This window comes from Variovorax multivorans (genome assembly GCF_051216835.1).
GTDB lineage: Bacteria > Pseudomonadota > Gammaproteobacteria > Burkholderiales > Burkholderiaceae_C > Variovorax.
Map to the genome: position 1 here is coordinate 585,410 of NZ_JBPJZL010000001.1, position 18,933 is coordinate 604,342.

Genomic DNA, 18,933 nt, shown 5'->3' on the forward strand with positions numbered 1-18,933 from the left:
GGGCGACTCAGTCGATGACGCGTGCGATTGTCCCGGCTTTGCCTTGGGACTTTCGAAACCGCAGGCCGAGTTTTTGCGTATCGACAACGAACCACCGACCGACAGCCGCCCGGGCACCTTCTCTTGAACGATCCTCTCCAAAGCGCCTTCGTGGCCGCATCGCCGCGCCTGTCTCCACCCAGCACGCCGCTGCGCAGCTGGCTCATTCATGGGAGCGTGCTCGTGCTGTGGGCACTGCTCTTTGCCATGGCATTCAAGGTCGGCAATGTCGGGGCCTGGTCGGTGGGGGTGGCCTACGTGCTGTACGACACCGTGCTGCTGCTGTTCGTCGCCTGGATGACGCTGCCGATCCTGCGCCCACGACTCTCGCCTTCCCCTGCGGCCGCGGTGAGGCGCAATACGCTGGGCGTGATCGTCGCCTCGCACAACGAGGCAGCCGTGCTGCCCGTGACGCTGGCCGCCCTGCTCGGCCAGACCGACGCACCCGATCGCATCGTGATCGCGGACGACGGTTCGACCGATGGCACGGCCGAACTGCTGACCACGCGCTACGGGCTCGTCGCGCCCGAGCTTGGTTCGCTGAGCGCTGCCAGTGCAACACACCCCTCCCTTTACTGGCTGCGCCTGCCGCACGGCGGCAAGGCAGTGGCGCTGAACGCGGCCGTCCTGTGCATCGACACGGACACCGTGCTCACGGTCGACGGCGACACGCTGCTCGACAGCCATGCCATCGGCGCCGTCCGCCGAGCCTTCTCGGAAGAGCCGAACCTCGTCGCCGCCACCGGCGTCATCACCCCGGTGTGCAGCCGCTCGCTGGCGGGGCGCTGCTTCCAGTGGTTCCAGACCTACGAGTACATCCGCAACTTCCTCTCGCGCTATGCGTGGATGCGGGTCAACGGCCTGCTGCTGATCTCCGGCGCCTTCGCCGGCTTCCGTACCGACGCGGTGCGCGCCGTGGGCGGCTTCGACACCGACTGCCTGGTGGAAGACTACGAACTCATCCACCGCCTGCACCGCCATGCGCAGGCGCACGGCCTGCCGTGGACGGTGCGCGTGCTGGGCGACGCACAGGCGCACACCGATGCGCCAAGCAGCACCGGTGCCTTCTTGCGCCAGCGCCGCCGCTGGTTCGGTGGTTTCCTGCAAACGCAGTTCTGGTACCGCGCAATGGTCGGCGACAAGCGCTACGGCTGGCTCGGCGTCGCGATGCTGCCGGTGAAGGCCATCGACACGCTGCAACCGCTCTACGGGCTGGCCGCATTCGGATTGCTGCTGATGTATCTGGTGCGCGGCAACTTCGGCGTGCTCGCGCCAGTGGCCGGCGTGATCGGCGCGAAGATCGTGCTCGACCTGGCCTTTCACCTGTGGTCGGTGTACCTGTACCGGCGCTGGATCGGCCACAGCAGCGAGGCGAACATGGCGCAAGCCTTCATGGCCGCGCTGATCGAGCCCTTCACCTTCCAGATCCTGCGCCACACGGGTGCGGCGTGGGGGTGGTGGACATTCCTGACGGGACGCGGCACGTGGGGGCGGCAGACGCGCGTGGGGCTTGTCGATGCCGATGGCGTGCGGCGCGGTTAGCTCTACGTGCCGAAGCGGAAGCTGGAGACCACCAAGCCGCCCATGAAAGCGTCTTCGTGATACACACGCTCGCCAGCATCTGCCTCGGCCGCCCCGACGGCCACCATCAACGGAATCAGATGCTCTTCACGCGGATGCGCCATGCGCGCCGCGGGAGCTGAGTCCCAGTCGAGCAACTGCGCGCTGCGCTCGCCAGCGGAGCTCTTCACCACCGCCGCATCGAGCCAGTCGTCGAAAGCCTTCGACACACCATGTGCCTGCGGACCGAAGTTGCGCAGGTTGTGATAGCTCAGCCCGCTGCCGACGATCAGCACGTTCTCATCGCGCAGCGGTGCGAGTGCACGGCCCAGTGCCAGATGCTCGGCCGGGTCGAGCCCGCGCCGCAGCGACAGTTGCACCACGGGCACGTCGGCGTTCGGGTACATCGCGGCCATCGGCGCGAACATGCCGTGGTCGTAGCCGCGCTCGGGGTCGATCTGCACCGGCAGGCCGGCGGCAGCGATCAGCGACTGCACGCGCTGCGCGAGTTCGGGCGAGCCGGGCGAGTCGTAGTGCACCTCGTAGGTATGGGCCGGGAAGCCGCCGTAGTCGTAGATCATCGGCGGCTTGGGGTTGCCCTGCACCGTGAAGGCGGGCGCCTCCCAATGCGCCGACACCATGAGGATGGCACTGGGCGTGCGGCCGATCTGGCGCGGCATGTCGGCCAGCGAAGCGGCGAGCTGGTCGTAGGTCGGGCCCATTTCCTTCTTCATCCAGGGCCAGGGGCCGCCGCCGTGCGAGATGAAGTACGTGGGCAGGCGCGAAGTGTCGTTCGCGATGGTGTTGTCGTGGGTCAAGCCGATGCTCCTTGAAAGCGTTGCATCGACTGTAGACATTTCCTGCCGGGAAATCGACAAGCTACGATGCATCGAATCAGTTCCTCACAGGAAAGCTTGAAGGGTGTTCACATGGACCGGATGACCAGCCTGCGGGTGTTCCGCGAAGTCGTGGAGGCGGGCAGTTTCGTGGCTGCGGCCGAGCGGCTGAACATGTCGCCGCCAATGGCCAGCAAGCATGTAGCGCAGCTCGAGAAGTCGCTCGGTGCGCGGCTGCTGCACCGCTCCAGTCGCCACCTGAGCCTGACCGAGGCCGGCACCGCCTGGTACGAACAGAGCCGCCGCGCGCTCGATCTGCTCGACGCGGCCGAAGCCGCCATCGGCCAGACGCACGACACACCGCGCGGCCAGCTCAAGGTGAGCGCGCCCGTGTGGTGCGCCACACCGCGTTTCGCGCGGGTGCTGGCCGACTACCGCGAGAAGTACCCGGAGGTGCTGGTCGACATGCACCTGGAAAACCGCAAGGTCGATCTCGCGGCCGACGGCTACGACCTGGCCTTGCGCGCCACGCAGGAACCCTCGCCCGCATTGATCGCCCGGCCGCTGTGCCGCGTGCCCTTCTTCCTGGCGGGCACGCCGGCCTACCTGAAGCGCATGGGTGGCGTGCCAGCCGTGCCGGCCGACCTCGCGAAGCTGGGCGCCATCGTGCCGAGCTACGTGAACCTGGACAACCTCGCGCTCAAGGGCCCGGGCGGGCGGATGTTTCCGCTGCGGCTGGCACCGGCCATGCGCTCCGACGACACCACGCTCACGCTGCATGCGGTGCACGCGGACATGGGCATTGCCTTCATGCCGCTGTGGCTGATCGACGACGACATCGCGCAGGGCCGGCTGGTGCGGCTGCTGCCGGAGTTCGAGTCAACGCCCGTCACGCTCTTCGCGGTGTACACCAGCAGGCAGTACATGTCGCCCAAGCTGCGTACTTTCATCGACTTCATGGGCGAGCGGCTGGGCCTGGATGCGCCACCGAACGCACCTTTTCGGGGCAAGGTCATGCAGGCGCGGCTAAAGTCCTGAGCTCTCCGGGAGACTCAGTCCTTGTTCCGCTTCTTCGAAAAACTACTCCACCCGTACCCCGCCGCCGAACCCACGTTGCCGCCGCAGGGCTTTCTCGCCTTTCTCTGGGCCTGCACGCATGGCGTGCGCGGCAAGATCGGGGCGATGGCGGCGCTCACCGCCGTCATGTCGATCTTCGAGGCGGCGCTGTTCGCGATCCTCGGGCGCATCGTCGACTGGCTCGGCCCACAGGTGCCCGCGCGCCTGTGGGCAGACCGCGGCACCACGCTCATGTGGCTGGCCGCGTTCCTGGTGATCAGCATCGGCGTGGTCGCGCTGCAGACCATCGTGAAGCACCAGACGCTCGCGGTGAACCTGCCGATGCGCCTGCGCTGGAACTTCCACCGGCTGATGCTGGGCCAGAGCATGGCCTTCTACCAGGACGAGTTCGCTGGCCGCATCACGGCCAAGGTGATGCAGACCGCGCTCGCGGTGCGCGACACGGTGTTCGTGCTGGCCGACGTGCTGGTGGCCATGGGCGTGTACGTGGCCACCATGATCATCCTGGTGGGCGTGCTCGACGCGCAGCTGGTGTGGCCCTTCATCATCTGGCTGGCGCTGTACATCGGCTCGCTGGTGTACTTCGTGCCGCGCCTGGGCAAGGTCGGCAAGGCACAGGCCGACGCCCGCGCGATGATGACCGGCCGCGTGACCGACGCCTACACCAACATCGCGACCGTCAAGCTGTTCTCGCACACGCAGCGCGAGGCCGGCTTCGCGCGCGACGCGATGCGCGAGTTCATGAAGACCGGCTACGGCCAGATGCGCCTGGTGAGCGCCTTCGAAATCGTCAACCACACGCTGAGCATGGGCCTTACGGCCGGCATGGCGGGTGTGGCGCTGTGGCTGTGGTCGCACGGCACGGTCGGCGTGGGTGCGGTGGCTGCGGCCACGGCGATGGCGCTGCGGCTGCAGGGCATGTCGCACTGGATCATGTGGGAAATGACCAGCCTGTTCGAAAACATCGGCACCGTGCAGGACGGCATGAAGACGCTGTCGCGCCCACGCACCGTGCTCGACGCGGCCGATGCCACGGTGCTCGACGTGCCGCGCGGCGAGGTGCGCTTCGAGCATGCGAGCTTCCGCTACGCCGACGCCGGCCGCCGCGTGATCGACGACCTGAACCTGACGGTAAAGCCCGGCGAGAAGATCGGCCTTGTCGGCCGCTCGGGCGCGGGCAAGTCGACGCTGGTGAACCTGCTGCTGCGCTTCCACGACCTGGAGAGCGGCCGCATCCTGATCGACGGGCAGGACATTGCGCATGTCACTCAGGACTCGCTGCGCAGCCACATCGGCATGGTCACGCAAGACACCTCTCTGATGCACCGCTCCGTGGCCGACAACATCGCCTACGGCCGGCCCGACGCCACGCACGAGCAGATCGAGGCGGCGGCCGGGCGTGCGGAAGCGCACGACTTCATCCAGACGCTGGGCGACGCGAGCGGGCGTCGCGGCTACGAGGCGCATGTGGGCGAGCGCGGCGTGAAGCTCTCGGGTGGCCAACGTCAGCGCGTGGCCATCGCGCGCGTGATGCTGAAGGACGCGCCGATCCTGCTGCTCGACGAAGCCACCAGCGCGCTCGACTCGGAAGTCGAAGCGGCCATCCAGCAAAGCCTTTACACGCTGATGGAAGGCAAGACCGTGATCGCGATCGCGCACCGGCTGTCGACCATCGCCGCGATGGACCGGCTCATCGTGCTCGACGAAGGCCGCGTGGTGGAAGAAGGCGACCACCGCACGCTGATGGCGCAAGGCGGCCTGTATGCGCGGCTGTGGGCACACCAGAGCGGCGGCTTCCTGGGCGACAGCCTGGAAGAAGACGAAGCCCTGCGCGCCTGATCCGCCATCAGGTCGGCAGCGCGCCGGCCTCGTACTGCGCAACGAACTCCCCGCTCGGCGGGATCGGCTTGATGATGTCGATCAGCACGCCGTTCGGGTCGCGCGTGATGAAGTGGCGCTGGCCGAACGCCTCGTCGCGCAGCGGCAGAAGGATCGGCAGGCCGGCGGCCTTCAGCCGGTCGTGCACCGCGTCGGGGTCGTCCACCTCGAAGTTCAAGAGCGTGCCGCCAGCCACCTGCCCGCGCGCGGCGGCCGGAATGGTTTCATGCCGGCCGTCGAGCACGGCGAGATTCACCGAGGGCTCGTCCGCCAGTTGCAGGTGCACATACCAGTCGCTCGTGAACAGCGGCGTGAAGCCGAAGTGCGCCTGGTAGAAGTTCGCCGTTCCCGCGACGTCGTTGGTCATGAGAACGGGGTAGTAGCTCGTCACTTTCACGATGGATCCTTTCATTTAACATACAGGCTGCATGTAAATTTTGAATATAACTTACAGACAGACTGTATGTAAATGGCCGATTCACCCACTCCAGCCCGAACCAACCGTGAACGCACGGAAACCACGCGCCTTGCGCTGATCGAGGCCGCGCGCGCTCTGTTCGTGGGCAAGGGCTACGGCGACACCTCGACGCCGGAGATTGCGACGGCCGCCGGCATCACCCGAGGCGCGCTGTACCACCACTTCGTCGACAAGCGCGACCTGTTCCGCCAAGTGCTGCTGCGCGAAGGCGAAGCCGTGGCCGCCGACATCGAGGTGGCCACGCCCGAGCAGCTCTCGCCGCGCGAGGCGCTGCTCGAAGGCAGCAAGGCCTATCTGAACGCGATGACGGCGCCGGGCCGCACGCGGCTGCTGCTGATCGACGGGCCGGCGGTGCTGGGCATGGCCGAAGTCATGGCCATGGACGACGCGACCTCGGCGAAGTCGCTGCGACAGGGGCTGGAGCGCGCCGGCCTGGGCAAGGGCGAGGTGTCGCTCGACGCCCTGACCCCGCTGCTCGCGGCGGCCTTCGACCGGGCCGCGCTGGCCATCGACGCAGGCGCGGACGTAGAGGAAACCCGCACGGCGATGCTATGGCTGCTCGAGCGAGCGCTCAGCCCGGTCAGGAAGCGCTGATGCGGGACATGTCGTGGGCCGATGCTTCGCACGCGCCTACATCGCACGCCGCCCCCTGCCGACAGTGATGCCGCAAACGCGGCGCAATGCTGGACTTATCTTCAACCCAGAGGAGTCTTCGCGTGAATTCCATCATCTACATCGTCGGTCTGGTCGTGGTAGTCGTAGCCGTGCTTTCGTTCTTCGGCCTTCGCTGAAACCGGGCACGCACCAACGACCTCCGCACCATGCAGAACGGGGCCGCTTGCGGCCCCGTTTCTCGTCGTGGCCGCCCGAAGCTTGCCGGGCATAATTTGCGCGCCCCGGCGCCATGCGGGGCCTCATTGACCGATTGGCTGCGAAGGGACCCTGTTGACCAACACCGCGCTGCGCGAATCTGCTTTTCCGGATGCGGTGATCACCGAGGCGATCCGATGGACCGAACAGAACGGCCCACTCGACGACGCACAAGCCCTGCGCACCGCGGCGTCGCGCACAGCCGATGCCCACGGGCAAATCACCGAACGCGCGCTCCAGCTCGGCGAGCGCATCGGCCTGCAGCCTGAACTCGCACGCGCCCGGCAGTGGGCGCCGTGGGTGCTGCTCGGGCTGGTGGCGCTGATCGTCATGGCCGGCCTCGGGCTGGCGGGCAACGTGGTCGGCGGCGGCGAGCGCCACATCAACGTGATCGTCGCGCTCGTGAGCCTGCTGGGCCTGCACGCGCTCACGCTGCTGCTGTGGCTCGTTGGCCTGTGGATGCCGCTCGGCTCGTTCAATACGGCATCACTCGGCTGGATCTGGCTGTCGCTCACTGCGCGCGTGGCGGGCGGCAAGCGCGGTCAGGCGCCGGTGCTGGTGCGTGCGGCCACGGGGCTGCTGTCTCGCGCGAAGCTGCTGCCGTGGGCCTTCGGGCTGGTGAGCCACGGCATCTGGTCGCTGTCGTTTGCGGTGGTGCTGGCCGCGATGCTGTTCGCGCTCGCGTTTCGCAGCTACACGCTGAGCTGGGAGACGACCATTCTTGACCCAGACTTCTTCGTGCGCGCGGTGCAGATGCTGGGCTGGGCGCCTGCGAAGCTCGGCTTTCCTGTGCCCGATGCCGCCACCGTACTGGCCGCTGCCCCTGGCGCCGCAGGCCAGCGCACATGGGCGCTGTGGCTGACCGGCTGCATCGTCGTCTACGGGCTGCTGCCGCGCGTCGCGCTCGTGCTGCTGAGCGCCTTCGTCTGGAAGCGCCGCCGCAAGGCGCTGCAGCCCGACTGGCGCGAGCCCTACTACCGCAAGCTGCTGGCCCGCTTCGCCGCGTTGGCGCCTGCGGCCATCGTCGATGCCGATCCGGGCCGCACGCGCGGTGCCCTGCCCACGGGCCTGCCGGCCTCGGAACTGCAAGACGCCCTCTTCGTCGTCGGCTTCGAACTGCCGCCCGACATGCTCTGGCCTCCAGCCGCCCTGCCCACCGGTATCGCAACGCAGGTGCAGCGCATCGACGGCAGCGCCCCTGCGCGCCGCGCCTTGCTCGACCAGTTGACCCATACCCATCCGCGCACGGTGCTGCTGGTGTGCCACGCCGCATCGAGCCCCGACCGCGGCACCGAGCGCTTCCTGCGCGAAGTGCTGGCGCATTGCGGCGAATGCCGCCTGTGGCTGGCCGACGCACCGGGCGCGAGCGCTACTCAACGTTGGCTCGACTGGCTGCGCGACACCGGCCTGGAACGCATCACCGCCAGCGACCGCCTGGACATCGCCCTGCCAGAAAGCGCCATCGTTCCATGACGCAACCCATCCGCATCGCCGTCGTCGGGCACACCAACGCGGGCAAGACCTCGCTGCTGCGCACGCTCACGCGGCGCATCGGCTTCGGCGAGGTGTCGCAGCGCCCCGGCACCACGCGCCATGTCGAATCGGTCGACCTCGACGTCAACGGCGAAACCGCCGTGCGCTTCTTCGACACGCCGGGCCTCGAGGACGCCGTCGCATTGCGCGAGCACCTTGCCGGCTTCGATGCGCAGGCGACGCCACCCGACCGCATCCGCCAGTTTCTGCAGGGCCCCGAGGCCCATGGCGTGTTCGAGCAGGAGGCCAAGGTACTGCGCACCATGCTCGACATCGACGCGGCCTTTCTCGTCATCGACGTGCGCGAGCCAGTGCTGCCCAAGTTCCGCGACGAGATCGAGCTGCTCAACTCCTGCGCGCGCCCCGTGCTGCCGGTGCTGAATTTCGTGCGCGATGCCGCCAGCCGTGAGCCGGCGTGGAAGGAGCTGCTCTCGGCCTACGGCCTGCATGTGCAGGTGCGCTTCGATGCCGCGGCCCCTTTCGTCGGCGCCGAGCAGGACCTGTACAACGACCTCGCCACGCTGCTGCGCGAACGCCGCGATCTGCTGCGCGGAGTGGTCGATGCACTGGCCGACGAAGCGGCGCAGCGCCGCCAGTCCGCCTGCACGCGCATCGCCGCCCTGCTGGTCGATGCCGCCGCGGTGCGCCGCACGGTGTCGTCCACCGAGTTCGCTGACACCGCGCGCCGCCAGGCGCTCGTCGCCGCGCTTCAGAAGGCCGTGTTCGACAAAGCCCAGCGCTGCACCGACGATCTGCTCGCGCTCTACGGCTTTCGCCAGGGCGATGCCGACGAGGCCCCGCTGCCGATGATCGAAGGCCGCTGGACGCTCGACTTCTTCAGCCCCGAGGCCATGAAGGACGCGGGCCTGCGCCTCGGCAAGGGCGCGGTCATCGGCGCGGCAGTGGGTGTGGTGGCCGACCTGGCCGTGGCCGGCATCTCGCTCGGCGCGGGCGCGGCGCTGGGTGGCGCCATCGGCGGTGCGGTGTCGCAGGGCTGGGGGCCGCTCGGCCGCAAGCTGGCCAACAAGCTGCGCGACGTGCACGAACTCACCGTGGAAGACGGTGTGCTGTTCACGCTGGTCGCGTGGCAGTTGAAGCTCACGCAGGCGCTGGAGCAGCGCGGCCATGCGGCCACGCAGCGCATCGCCGCCGAGTCGCCCGAGGACGGCGACGCTCCCACGCGAGCCGCAGCAGCTGCCGTGCGTGGCGTGCAGCCGGCGCGCAACCATCCCGAGTGGGAAGCCAGCGGCATCGCAACGCGCAGTTTCTGGCGCCCCTCGCCGCAGCGCGAAGCGCTCGTGGCCGACCTGTCGCAGGCGTTGCTGCGCGCTTTCGAAGCGCCTTAATTCGCCCCTGCCAGCGCCTGCAGCTTTGCGTAGTCACCCGGCCGCGCCCCCGCCTGCTCGGGCGTCGAGCGCTTGACGATCCGCTCCAGGAAAAGCTGCCGGTTGACCGGCGCCACGGTCATGCCCTTGTCGCGCAGGAATTTCTCGTCTTCGAGTTCGCCGGCGATCACGCCAACGTTGGTCCACTTCGCGGTTTCCACGAGCACCTTCTCCACCATCGCCTGCTGCTGCGGCGCGAGCCTGGCCCAGGCCGCCTTGCCGATGACGATGCCCAGCGTGTCGTAGACGTGCGCCGTCAGCAGCACGTACTTCTGAACTTCGTAGAGCTTCTTCGACTTGACGATGTCCAGCGGGTTTTCCTGCGCCTCCACCTCGTTCTTCTTGAGCGAGCTGTAGAGGCTCATGAAGGGCAGCGTCACCGGCTTGGCGTCGAGCGCGGTGGCAAACAGCTGGTAGGCCGCGGCAGCGGGCACGTACAGGCGCAGGTCGCGGAAGTCTTCGGGCTTGGCCAGCGGCTTGGACGACGTGACCTGGCGCGCGCCGTAGTACACGGCGGCCACCATGCGGTTGCCGCTTCTTTCGTTGTAGCCCTTCATCAGGTCGGCCAGCAGCGGGCTCGCCAGGTACTTGCGCATGTGGTCGAGGTCTTTGAAAGCAAAGGGATAGCTCCCCAGGCTCAGCGGCGGATAGCCCTCGGCCAGCGTGGCCTGCCCGACGTAGGCGATCTGCACCGAGTCGTTCGCCAGCATCAGCGGAAAGTCGCCCTCCTGCCCCAGCTTGGAAGACGGCACCACCTCGATCTTGATCTTGCCGTCGGATTGCTCGGCGATCTTGCGCGCCGCCAGCTCGGCCTGCTGGTGGAAGATGCTCGTGGGCTCGTAGATATGCCCCCACTTGAACTGCAGCACCTGCGCATGGGCGGACATCGCCCCTGCGAGCGCCATGCAAAGAACACCGGCGCGGTGCCATGGCAACAAGCTTTTCATCGACTCTCCCTCGGGTTGAGAACAGTCCGGCCGTATGCAAGATCGACGCCATGGCAGCCGGCGGACGCCGGGCACAATGCGCCCGACCCGGGAATCGTAAATATTTGCAACAAACATCGAAAGCGGGTTTGCCCGACTCCGGCCCGCGCGCCTACGATGCCAGCCCCGAGCCACCGAACCATGACGACCACCCTTCGAGTCGACGCCATCGTCAACGCCGCCAACTCATCGCTGCTCGGCGGCGGCGGAGTGGACGGCGCGATCCACCGCGCGGCCGGACTGGCCGAAGGCGCGCGCTGAAAGAAAAGCCAGAAAAGCTGTCAGCGAGTCAAATACCAGTTCCGACGAACAACAAACCCACGCCCGATGTCCGAATCCCCCTTCGAGCCCGACGACAACACCGACAACAGCAACGCGGGCATGCGCAAGGGCCTGACCAGCTACGGCGACCGCGGCTTCTCGCTCTTCCTGCGCAAGGCCTTCATCAAGGGCGCGGGCTACACCGATGCGGCGCTCGACCGCCCCGTGGTCGGCATCGCCAACACCGGCAGCGCCTACAACCCCTGCCATGGCAACGCGCCGCAGCTCATCGAGGCCGTCAAGCGCGGCGTGATGCTCGCGGGCGGCCTGCCGATGGACTTTCCGACCATCTCGGTGCACGAGAGCTTCGCCGCGCCGACCAGCATGTACCTGCGCAACCTGATGTCGATGGACACCGAGGAGATGGTGCGCGCGCAGCCCATGGACGCCGTGGTGCTCATCGGCGGCTGCGACAAGACCGTGCCGGCGCAGCTCATGGGCGCAGCCTCCGCGGGCCTGCCGTCGATCCAGCTCATCACCGGCTCGATGCTCACGGGCAGCCATCGCGGCGAACGCGTGGGCGCCTGCACCGACTGCCGGCGCTACTGGGGCAGGTACCGCGCGGGCGAGATCGACGCCGAGGAAACCGCAGACGTCAACAACCAGCTGGTCGCGAGCGTGGGCACCTGCTCGGTGATGGGCACGGCCAGCACCATGGCCTGCATTGCCGAGGCGCTGGGCATGACGATGCCGGGCGGCGCCTCGCCGCCGGCAGTCACGGCCGACCGCATCCGCATTGCCGAGCAGACCGGCGCGCAGGCCGTGCAGATCGCTCGCGACCGCCTCACCATCGACAAGGTGCTGACCCCCGCCGCCTTCGAGAACGCGATGCGCGTGCTGCTGGCCATCGGCGGCTCGACCAACGGCATCGTGCACCTCGCGGCCATCGCCGGCCGCATGGGTCTGGACATCGACCTGCTCGCGCTCGACCGCATGGGCCGCGAGACGCCGGTGCTGCTCGACCTGAAGCCCTCGGGCCAGCACTACATGGAAGACTTCCACGCCGCTGGTGGCATGGCCACGCTGCTACGCGAACTCAAGCCGCTGCTGCACCTCGATGCGCTCACGGTCACGGGCCGCACGCTCGGCGAGGAAATCGAGCGCGCCGGGCCGGGCTTCAGGCAGGACGTGGTGCGGCCCGCCAGCCAGCCGATCTATCCGCAGGGCGGCATCGCGGTGCTGTGGGGCAACCTGGCGCCGGGCGGCGCGATCATCAAACAATCGGCCGCCGACCCGGCGCTGATGGAGCACGAGGGCCGCGCCGTGGTCTTCGAGAACGCCGAAGACCTGGTGCAGCGCATCGACAGCGACGCGCTCGACGTCACGCCGCAAGACGTGCTGGTGCTCAAGAACATCGGGCCCAAGGGCGCGCCGGGCATGCCCGAGGCGGGCTACATCCCGATTCCACGCAAGCTTGCGCGTGCCGGCGTGAAAGACATCGTGCGCATCTCCGACGGTCGCATGAGCGGCACGGCTTTCGGCACCATCGTGCTGCACGTGACGCCCGAGTCGGCCATCGGCGGGCCTCTGGCGTATGTGCGCAGCGGCGACTGCATCAGGCTCAGCGTGGCCAAGCGCGAGATCTCACTGCTGGTGACGGACGAAGAACTGGCGCGCCGCGCGGAAGAGACGACGGTGGTCGAACCCACCGCCGAGCGCGGCTACAAGAAGCTGTTCCTGCAGACCGTGATGCAGGCCGACAAGGGCGTGGACTTCGACTTTCTCCGGGCGCCGAACACCGTGGGCAAGGTGCCACGATAAAGCGCATGACCGACGATTTCTACGACGAGCTCGCACCGCTCTATCACCTGATCTATCCGGACTGGAGCGAGAGCATCCGCCTGCAGGGCGACAAGCTCTCTCAGCTCTTCGAGGCCGAATGGCCCGGTGGTGGCGCACATCGCAAGGTGCTCGACGTTTCATGCGGCATCGGCACGCAAACGCTCGGGCTCGCGGCGCTCGGCCATGTGGTGACGGCCTCCGACCTGTCGGCCAACGAGATCGAACGCGCGCGGAATGAAGCGAAACTGCGCGGCCTCGACATCGCTTTCTCGGTGTGCGACATGCGCGAGGCGCACACACATCACGGCGGCGGCTTCGACGTCGTCATGTCCTGCGACAACTCAATGCCGCATCTGCAGACCGACGCCGACCTGCTGACCGCCTTGCGTCAGATGACCGCCTGCCTGCGCCCGGGTGGCGGCTGCGTCGTCAGCGTGCGCGACTATGCGAAGGAAGAGCGCGGCAGCAACCTCGTGAAGCACTACGGCGCGCGCGTGGAGAACGGACAGCGCCATGTGCTGTTCCAGGTCTGGGACTTCGATGACGGGGGCACGGGCGAGCACTACGACCTTGGCTTCTTCTTCGTCACGGAAGACCTCGCCGCGCATGCCGTGAGCACGCGCGTGATGCGCTCGCGCTACTACGCCATATCGACGACGCGGCTGTGCGAGCTCATGCGGGAAGCGGGGCTGCAGGACGTTCGGCGCATCGACGGCGCATTCTTCCAGCCAGTGCTGGTGGGCACGCGGCCCTGAGCCTGCGCGCGGCTTCGGGGAGCGAGCGCCGGTCACTGTCCCGTCATGGGGCAAACCTAGCATTCGGCGGCTTTCGTTTCTCTTTCAACAAACACTCGAAGACCGCACATGACAAAGAGCGTCCCCGCACCCGCGCCCCGGCCGGTTCGCGCCGCCATCGCAGCCATCGGTGGCTGCCTCGTGATAGCCGCCTGTGGTGGCGGCAACGACGGAGGTGTCTCGTTCCCGGTCCTCCCGCCGGCACCGGCGCCCGCACCAGCCCCGGCTCCCCCTGCCCCCGCCCCGCTGGGCACGCTCGACGGCTCCATGCCCCTGGTCATCGGCCATCGCGGCCTGCCAGGCCTGTACCCCGAAGAAACCAAGGTCGCCTACGAAGCCGCGGCCGATGCCGGTGCCGATTCGCTCGAGACCGACCTGCACCTCACCAAGGACTGCGTGCTCGTCGCGCGCCACAACCCCTGGCTCAGCGACAACACCAACATCGCCGACGTCGCCACGACCAACACCACCGTCGCGGGCCGCAAGCGCACCGTGCCGGGCGTGCTGGTCAACGTGAAGTACCCGGCCATCGAGGCCAACGGCCCGGCCCAGTACCTGAGCGACCTGACCGATCCGAGCGATCCGAAGTCGGTGCTCAAGTCGCTCATCGTCGATGGCGAGGACCACACCAACGACTGGTCCATCACCGACTTCACAATGGACGAACTGCGCCAGTGGATTCGCGGCACCACCTACGACGCCCGGGACCAGCGCCCCACCGACCTCAACGGCAAGCTGCCGATCCTGAGCTTCCAGGAAGTGATCGACATCGCCAAGGCAAAGAGCGCCTCCACGGGCCGCACGCTCACCGTGTATCCGGAAACCAAGAACCCGATCTGGAACAACGCGCAGGCCATCGCCAACGGCTGCGGCCCGGCGGGCAGCCATCCGCTGGAAGACGCGCTGCTGAAGATCATGAATTTCAACGATCTCAACCGCAAGGACGCGCCGATCTTCGTGCAGAGCTTCGAGCCCGAGAGCCTGAAGTACCTGCGCTCGGCCGGCATGAAGGCTCGCGCCGTGCAACTGGTGGACGGCAACGACGTCAACTACCAGACTGGCGAGATGATCTACGTCACCAAAGACGTCTACACCTTCGTCGACGGCCGCCCCTACAGCTGGACGCTGGCCGGCAACCCCAAGTGGTTCGGCGAAATGCTCACGCCTGCGGGCCTGGCCGACGTGAAGACCTATGCCGACGGCATCGGCCCGTGGAAGCCGCAAGTCATGGCCCACACCATCGTGCCCTTCGTCACGCCCAACAAGGGCCTGGCCGACGTGAACACCATCAAACCCACCAGCCTGATCGCCGATGCGCACAAGGCCGGCCTGTTCGTGCACAGCTATACCTTCCGCAATGAGGCAAAGTACCTGGCCGGGATCTACAAGGGCGACCCGACGGCCGAGTACCTGGCGTACTTCCGCGCCGGCATCGACGGTGTGTTCTCGGACTTCGCGAACACGGCGTTCGCGGCGCGCAAGACCTACCTGAAGGAAACGGGCCGCTGAGGCAGAGCACGAAAGGCAGCCAGCACGATGTACCCCGGAGAACGACTCAACGGATACAGCCACCTGCTGGGCCTGCTGCTCGCGCTGCCTGCAACGGCGTTGCTGCTCGCCAAGACCTTGCCCACCGGCGACCCCGCGCGCATCGCGGGAGCGCTGGTGTTCTCACTCTCGGCCGTGGCCCTGTATGCGGCCTCCACCCTCTTTCACAGCACGCGCGGGCGCCTCAAGCGCATGTGGGAGCGCGCCGATCACTGCGCCATCTACCTGCTGATCGCCGGCACCTACACGCCCTTTGCGCTGGTCACGTTGCAAGGCCCATGGGGCTGGCTGCTGCTGGCGACGATCTGGGGCGCGGCGCTTTTCGGAATCTGGCGCGAGTTGATGCCGGCCAAGGGCAGCGGACAGAAGAAGCCCTCGCTGGCGCTGTACATCGGGATGGGATGGCTCGGCGTGCTGGCCGCCGTGCCGCTGGCTGCGCGGCTCGACGGCGCGGGGCTGGCATGGCTGCTGATCGGCGGCGTGCTCTACACGGCGGGCACCGTGTTCTATCGCAACAGGCAAGGCTTCCGGCATGCGCACGGTGCGTGGCACCTGTTCGTGCTGGCAGGCACTGCGAGCCATTACGTGGCGGTGGGCTGGTTCGTGCTGTAGGGGCCTGCGGGCCGGTCGTGCGGGGATAATCCCCGACCGATGATCGTCCGACCCCGCCCTCATTGGCTGCGCATGCTCTTCGTGTGGCGCGGCTCGGTCCTGCTGGACATAGCGCCGCAGCTCTTGTGGACCACCGCCTTCGCGGTGCTGGTGACGGTGCTCCACGGTCGGTTGTTCCAGTGGAAGGTGCCGCTCAATTTCGTGCCCTTCTCGCTCATCGGCCTGACGCTGGCCATCTTCCTTGGTTTTCGCAACGGCACGAGCTATTCGCGCTACTGGGAGGCGCGCACCCTGTGGGGCACGCTGCTTAACGAGACCCGCTCGCTGGTGCGGCAGGTGCTGACGCTGGCCGATGCCCCCGACGAGGCGGGCACGCCGACCCTACGCCTCATCGCCTTCGTGCATGCTCTGCGCCACCAGTTGCGCGGCACCGATCCCTCGGCTGATCTCGCGCGGCTGCTGCCGCCCGAAGACTGCGTCCGCCTGCAAGCCGCGCGCTTCAAGCCGGCCGTTCTCCTGCTGATGGTCGGTGAATGGCTGCGGGACAAGCGCAAGGGCGGCCAGCTCGACCCGATGCTCGCCCAGGCCATGGAAATTCCGCTGGGCCGCCTGACCGAAGCGCTGGGCGGGTGCGAGCGCATCGCGGGCACGCCGATTCCGTTCACCTACTCGGTCATCATCCACCGCACGATCTACCTGTACTGCGTGCTGCTGCCCTTCGGTCTGGTGGACGCCATCGGCCCGATGACGCCGGTGGTGGTCGCGTTCATCGCCTACACCTTCTTCGCGCTCGAGGCACTTGGAGCCGAGATCGAAGACCCGTTCGGCACCTCGCCGAACGACCTCGCGCTTGATGCGATGTCCCGCACGATCGAAGCGACCTTGCGCGAGATGATCGGCGAGCCGCAGGCCGTGCCGTCAGCGCCGGGGCCTGACGAGTACGTGCAAACCTGAAGGGCCTGCCTTCTTTCAGATAACCTCGATCCCGTTTCGTTATATTTCCAAAAATACAATGGTTCGACTCACCGACAAGGGTTGACCCATGTTCATTCGACAGTTGAGCTACGTCGTCGCGCTGGCGCAGGAAAAGCATTTCGGCCGCGCGGCGGCCGCATGCAATGTGTCGCAGCCTGCGCTGTCGGGCGCGATCCGCGGCATCGAGCAGGAGCTGGGCGTTGTCATCGTCCAGCGCGGACGGCGCTTCGAGGGCTTCACCAAGGACGGCGAGCGCGTGCTCGCATGGGCGCGGCGCGTGCTGGCCGATTGCGAAAGCCTGCGCCAGGATGCCCGCGCCAGCGAAGACGACCCTGTCGGCACGCTGAGGATGGGTGTGATCCCCGCCTCCCTGCCGCTGGTGCCGATGCTCACGCAGTGCTGCCTGCAGCAGTACCCGCGCATGCGGCACGAGATCTACACGCTGTCGGCCACCGACACGCTGCGCAAGATTGCCAACTTCGAACTCGACCTCGGGCTCAGCTACCTCGACGACGAACGGCTGGGCGCCTTCGAGACTCTGCCGATCTTTCGCGAGCGCTACGTGTTCGTCGCGGCCGACAAGTCGATGCTCGAGGGCATGACGTCGATGTCGTGGTCGGACGCGGCGAGTTTTCCGCTGTGCCTTTTCACCACCAACATGCAATGCCGCCATGGCATGGACGCAGCCTTTGCGGCGGCGGGCGTGGAAGCGGTGCCCCAGGTCGAGACGGATTCAATGACCGCGCTGTGGGCGCATGTGCGTCGGGCTGGGCTCTACAGCATCCTGCCGCACAGCGTGCTGTGCCTGACGGAGTCTGCGGAACAGCTCTGCGCAATACCGATGGCGCCGCAGCTGCAGCGCGACATCGGCCTTGTGCTGCTGGGGCAGCAGCCGCGGGCGCCGCTGCTCGATGCCGCCATGCGCCGTTTTCGCGAGCTCGATCTGCAAGGCTGGGTGGACGGCTTTCTACCGCCCACCTGAGCGGACTTTCCTTACTTCTTCGCGAAGCGCGCAGCCTCTTCCGACCCCTTGGTCGCATTGCCAGCGCTGTACGAGTGCGCGCCGACGCCCGCGAGCTCGCCGCCCTGGACGATCAGGTACTCGTTGCGGATCGGTCGCTTGTCGAAGTAGTACTCCAGGATCTCGCGCGTGCCGGCTGCATAGCGCGCCTGCGCCGAGAGGCTAGTGCCCGAGATGTGCGGCGTCATGCCGTGGTGCGGCATGGTGCGCCACGGGTGGTCGGCCGGCGCCGGTTGCGGGAACCACACGTCGCCTGCATAGCCGGCGAGCTGGCCGCTTTCGAGCGCCGCGGCTATCGCATCGCGGTCGCACAGCTTGCCGCGCGCCGTGTTGATCAGGTAGGCGCCGCGCTTGAAGTTCTTCAGCGACTGCGCATTGACCATGCTCTCGGTCTCGGGGTGCAGCGGGCAGTTCAACGTGACCACGTCGCACACCTTCGACAGGCTCTCCAGGCTGGTGTGGTGGGTCAGGCCGAGTTCTTTCTCCACGGCCTCCGGCAGGCGGTGGCGGTCCATGTAGTGCAGCTTGACGTCGTAGGGCTTCAGCAGGCGCAGCACGCGCAAGCCGATGCGGCCGGCGGCCACGGTGCCGATGTTCATACCTTCGAGGTCGTATGAACGTGCCACGCAGTCGGCGATGTTCCAGCCGCCCTTGATCACCCAGTTGTACGAGGGGATGTAGTTGCGCACCAGGCTCAGCGTCATCATCACGACGTGTTCGGCCACGCTGTTGCTGTTGCAGTAGGTCACCTCGGCCACGGTGATGCCGCGGTCCATGGCGGCCTGCAGGTCGGTGTGGTCCGAGCCGATGCCGGCGGTCACGATCATCTTGAGCTTCGGCGCCTTGGCGATGCGCTCGGCCGTCATGTAGGCGGGCCAGAAGGGCTGCGAGATCACGATTTCCGCGTCATGCAGTTCGCGGTCGAGCACGCTGTCGGCGCCGTCCTTGCTGGAGGTCACCACCAGCTGGTGGCCGTTGGACTCCAGGTACTTGCGCAGGCCCAGCTCGCCCGACACGCTGCCCAGCAAGGTGCCGGGCTTGAAGTCGATGCCCTTGGGCGTGGGCAGCGACTGTCCATCGGGGTAGCGCTCCAGGTGCGGCAGGTCGTCGCGGGCGTAGGTCTTGGGGTAGCCGGTGACGGGGTCGTCGTAGAGCACACAAACAATCTTGGCCAATTTCATCTCCTGGTTGGGGTTGCAGCAACATTGCTGCACCGGGAGAGATGGTTTCCGAAGGGC

16 protein-coding genes and 1 pseudogene are annotated in these 18,933 nt (G+C 67.3%); 13 read left to right on the forward strand and 4 right to left on the reverse strand.

Features of this window, described 5'->3' with window-relative positions; genetic code table 11:
- The first annotated feature begins 123 nt into the window (after positions 1-123).
- The gene (locus tag ACSFCA_RS02765) at positions 124-1,581 is read left to right on the forward strand and encodes a glycosyltransferase family 2 protein (RefSeq protein ID WP_435458534.1); all 1,458 of its coding nucleotides are present in this window, start codon (positions 124-126) and stop codon (positions 1,579-1,581) included.
- A 2-nt stretch (positions 1,582-1,583) separates the two neighbouring features.
- Here ACSFCA_RS02765 and ACSFCA_RS02770 read toward each other — a convergent pair whose 3' ends face one another.
- Positions 1,584-2,417 carry a DODA-type extradiol aromatic ring-opening family dioxygenase gene (locus tag ACSFCA_RS02770; protein ID WP_435458535.1) on the reverse strand — a complete coding sequence of 278 codons (834 nt, stop codon included), beginning with the start codon at positions 2,415-2,417 and terminating at the stop codon, positions 1,584-1,586.
- A gap of 111 nt (positions 2,418-2,528) precedes the next feature.
- Here ACSFCA_RS02770 and ACSFCA_RS02775 point away from each other — a divergent pair, with 111 nt between their 5' ends.
- Both ACSFCA_RS02775 and ACSFCA_RS02780 read left to right on the forward strand, forming a co-directional pair.
- Positions 2,529-3,473 carry a LysR family transcriptional regulator gene (locus ACSFCA_RS02775; RefSeq protein WP_435458536.1) on the forward strand — a complete coding sequence of 315 codons (945 nt, stop codon included), beginning with the start codon at positions 2,529-2,531 and terminating at the stop codon, positions 3,471-3,473.
- A gap of 21 nt (positions 3,474-3,494) precedes the next feature.
- Positions 3,495-5,351: an ABC transporter ATP-binding protein gene (locus tag ACSFCA_RS02780; protein ID WP_258354261.1), complete on the forward strand. Its 1,857-nt coding sequence runs from the start codon at positions 3,495-3,497 to the stop codon at positions 5,349-5,351.
- A 7-nt stretch (positions 5,352-5,358) separates the two neighbouring features.
- Here ACSFCA_RS02780 and ACSFCA_RS02785 read toward each other — a convergent pair whose 3' ends face one another.
- Complete coding sequence (locus tag ACSFCA_RS02785) at positions 5,359-5,802, reverse strand: VOC family protein (RefSeq protein WP_258354260.1); 444 nt, start codon at positions 5,800-5,802, stop codon at positions 5,359-5,361.
- A gap of 57 nt (positions 5,803-5,859) precedes the next feature.
- Between ACSFCA_RS02785 and ACSFCA_RS02790 the strand changes: the two genes are divergently transcribed.
- The 3 genes from ACSFCA_RS02790 to ACSFCA_RS02800 all read left to right on the forward strand — a co-directional run bounded on the left by ACSFCA_RS02790 (position 5,860) and on the right by ACSFCA_RS02800 (position 9,617).
- On the forward strand, positions 5,860-6,462 hold the full coding sequence (locus ACSFCA_RS02790; RefSeq protein WP_435458538.1) for a TetR/AcrR family transcriptional regulator: 603 nt from the start codon (positions 5,860-5,862) through the stop codon (positions 6,460-6,462).
- Positions 6,463-6,813: 351 nt separating this feature from the next.
- Entirely contained in the window at positions 6,814-8,211 is a 1,398-nt protein-coding gene (locus ACSFCA_RS02795) for a DUF2868 domain-containing protein (RefSeq protein ID WP_435458539.1), read from the forward strand.
- Positions 8,208-9,617 (forward strand): GTPase/DUF3482 domain-containing protein, encoded by a 1,410-nt coding sequence (locus ACSFCA_RS02800; protein WP_435458540.1) that lies wholly within the window; start codon positions 8,208-8,210, stop codon positions 9,615-9,617. The genes ACSFCA_RS02795 and ACSFCA_RS02800 overlap by 4 nt, the downstream gene beginning before the upstream one ends.
- On the opposite strand, the gene ACSFCA_RS02805 is transcribed toward ACSFCA_RS02800, so the two are convergent.
- Positions 9,614-10,603 carry a sialic acid TRAP transporter substrate-binding protein SiaP gene (locus ACSFCA_RS02805; RefSeq protein WP_435458541.1) on the reverse strand — a complete coding sequence of 330 codons (990 nt, stop codon included), beginning with the start codon at positions 10,601-10,603 and terminating at the stop codon, positions 9,614-9,616. The two genes, ACSFCA_RS02800 and ACSFCA_RS02805, sit on opposite strands and share 4 nt — an antisense overlap.
- Before the next feature lie 156 nt (positions 10,604-10,759).
- Between ACSFCA_RS02805 and ACSFCA_RS02810 the strand changes: the two are divergent.
- The 7 genes and pseudogenes from ACSFCA_RS02810 to ACSFCA_RS02840 form a co-directional block, all read left to right on the forward strand.
- A pseudogene (locus tag ACSFCA_RS02810) lies at positions 10,760-10,882 on the forward strand (macro domain-containing protein); the annotation flags it as partial.
- 87 nt (positions 10,883-10,969) lie between these two features.
- Positions 10,970-12,724 (forward strand): IlvD/Edd family dehydratase, encoded by a 1,755-nt coding sequence (locus ACSFCA_RS02815; protein WP_435458542.1) that lies wholly within the window; start codon positions 10,970-10,972, stop codon positions 12,722-12,724.
- A gap of 5 nt (positions 12,725-12,729) precedes the next feature.
- Positions 12,730-13,500 (forward strand): class I SAM-dependent methyltransferase, encoded by a 771-nt coding sequence (locus tag ACSFCA_RS02820; protein ID WP_435458543.1) that lies wholly within the window; start codon positions 12,730-12,732, stop codon positions 13,498-13,500.
- 108 nt (positions 13,501-13,608) lie between these two features.
- Positions 13,609-15,048 (forward strand): glycerophosphodiester phosphodiesterase family protein, encoded by a 1,440-nt coding sequence (locus ACSFCA_RS02825; RefSeq protein WP_435458544.1) that lies wholly within the window; start codon positions 13,609-13,611, stop codon positions 15,046-15,048.
- A gap of 27 nt (positions 15,049-15,075) precedes the next feature.
- A complete protein-coding gene (trhA, locus tag ACSFCA_RS02830; protein WP_258354252.1) occupies positions 15,076-15,699 on the forward strand; it encodes a PAQR family membrane homeostasis protein TrhA in 624 nt (207 codons plus the stop codon).
- A gap of 39 nt (positions 15,700-15,738) precedes the next feature.
- Positions 15,739-16,653: a bestrophin family protein gene (locus ACSFCA_RS02835; RefSeq protein ID WP_435458545.1), complete on the forward strand. Its 915-nt coding sequence runs from the start codon at positions 15,739-15,741 to the stop codon at positions 16,651-16,653.
- Between the two features lie 88 nt (positions 16,654-16,741).
- Positions 16,742-17,656: a LysR family transcriptional regulator gene (locus ACSFCA_RS02840; protein ID WP_435458546.1), complete on the forward strand. Its 915-nt coding sequence runs from the start codon at positions 16,742-16,744 to the stop codon at positions 17,654-17,656.
- 11 nt (positions 17,657-17,667) lie between these two features.
- On the opposite strand, the gene ACSFCA_RS02845 is transcribed toward ACSFCA_RS02840, so the two are convergent.
- Complete coding sequence (locus ACSFCA_RS02845; protein ID WP_435458547.1) at positions 17,668-18,870, reverse strand: NAD-dependent formate dehydrogenase; 1,203 nt, start codon at positions 18,868-18,870, stop codon at positions 17,668-17,670.
- Between the last annotated feature and the right edge of the window lie 63 nt (positions 18,871-18,933).

Bases quoted from the DNA above. Each gene is read 5' to 3' on its own strand.
- ACSFCA_RS02775 (WP_435458536.1), top strand. From the start codon at position 2,529: ATGGACCGGATGACCAGCCTGCGGGTGTTCCGCGAAGTCGTGGAGGCG.
- ACSFCA_RS02785 (WP_258354260.1), bottom strand. From the start codon at position 5,802: ATGAAAGGATCCATCGTGAAAGTGACGAGCTACTACCCCGTTCTCATG.
- ACSFCA_RS02790 (WP_435458538.1), top strand. From the start codon at position 5,860: ATGGCCGATTCACCCACTCCAGCCCGAACCAACCGTGAACGCACGGAA.
- ACSFCA_RS02800 (WP_435458540.1), top strand. From the start codon at position 8,208: ATGACGCAACCCATCCGCATCGCCGTCGTCGGGCACACCAACGCGGGC.
- ACSFCA_RS02805 (WP_435458541.1), bottom strand. From the start codon at position 10,603: ATGAAAAGCTTGTTGCCATGGCACCGCGCCGGTGTTCTTTGCATGGCG.
- ACSFCA_RS02815 (WP_435458542.1), top strand. From the start codon at position 10,970: ATGTCCGAATCCCCCTTCGAGCCCGACGACAACACCGACAACAGCAAC.
- ACSFCA_RS02820 (WP_435458543.1), top strand. From the start codon at position 12,730: ATGACCGACGATTTCTACGACGAGCTCGCACCGCTCTATCACCTGATC.
- ACSFCA_RS02825 (WP_435458544.1), top strand. From the start codon at position 13,609: ATGACAAAGAGCGTCCCCGCACCCGCGCCCCGGCCGGTTCGCGCCGCC.
- trhA (WP_258354252.1), top strand. From the start codon at position 15,076: ATGTACCCCGGAGAACGACTCAACGGATACAGCCACCTGCTGGGCCTG.
- ACSFCA_RS02835 (WP_435458545.1), top strand. From the start codon at position 15,739: ATGATCGTCCGACCCCGCCCTCATTGGCTGCGCATGCTCTTCGTGTGG.
- ACSFCA_RS02840 (WP_435458546.1), top strand. From the start codon at position 16,742: ATGTTCATTCGACAGTTGAGCTACGTCGTCGCGCTGGCGCAGGAAAAG.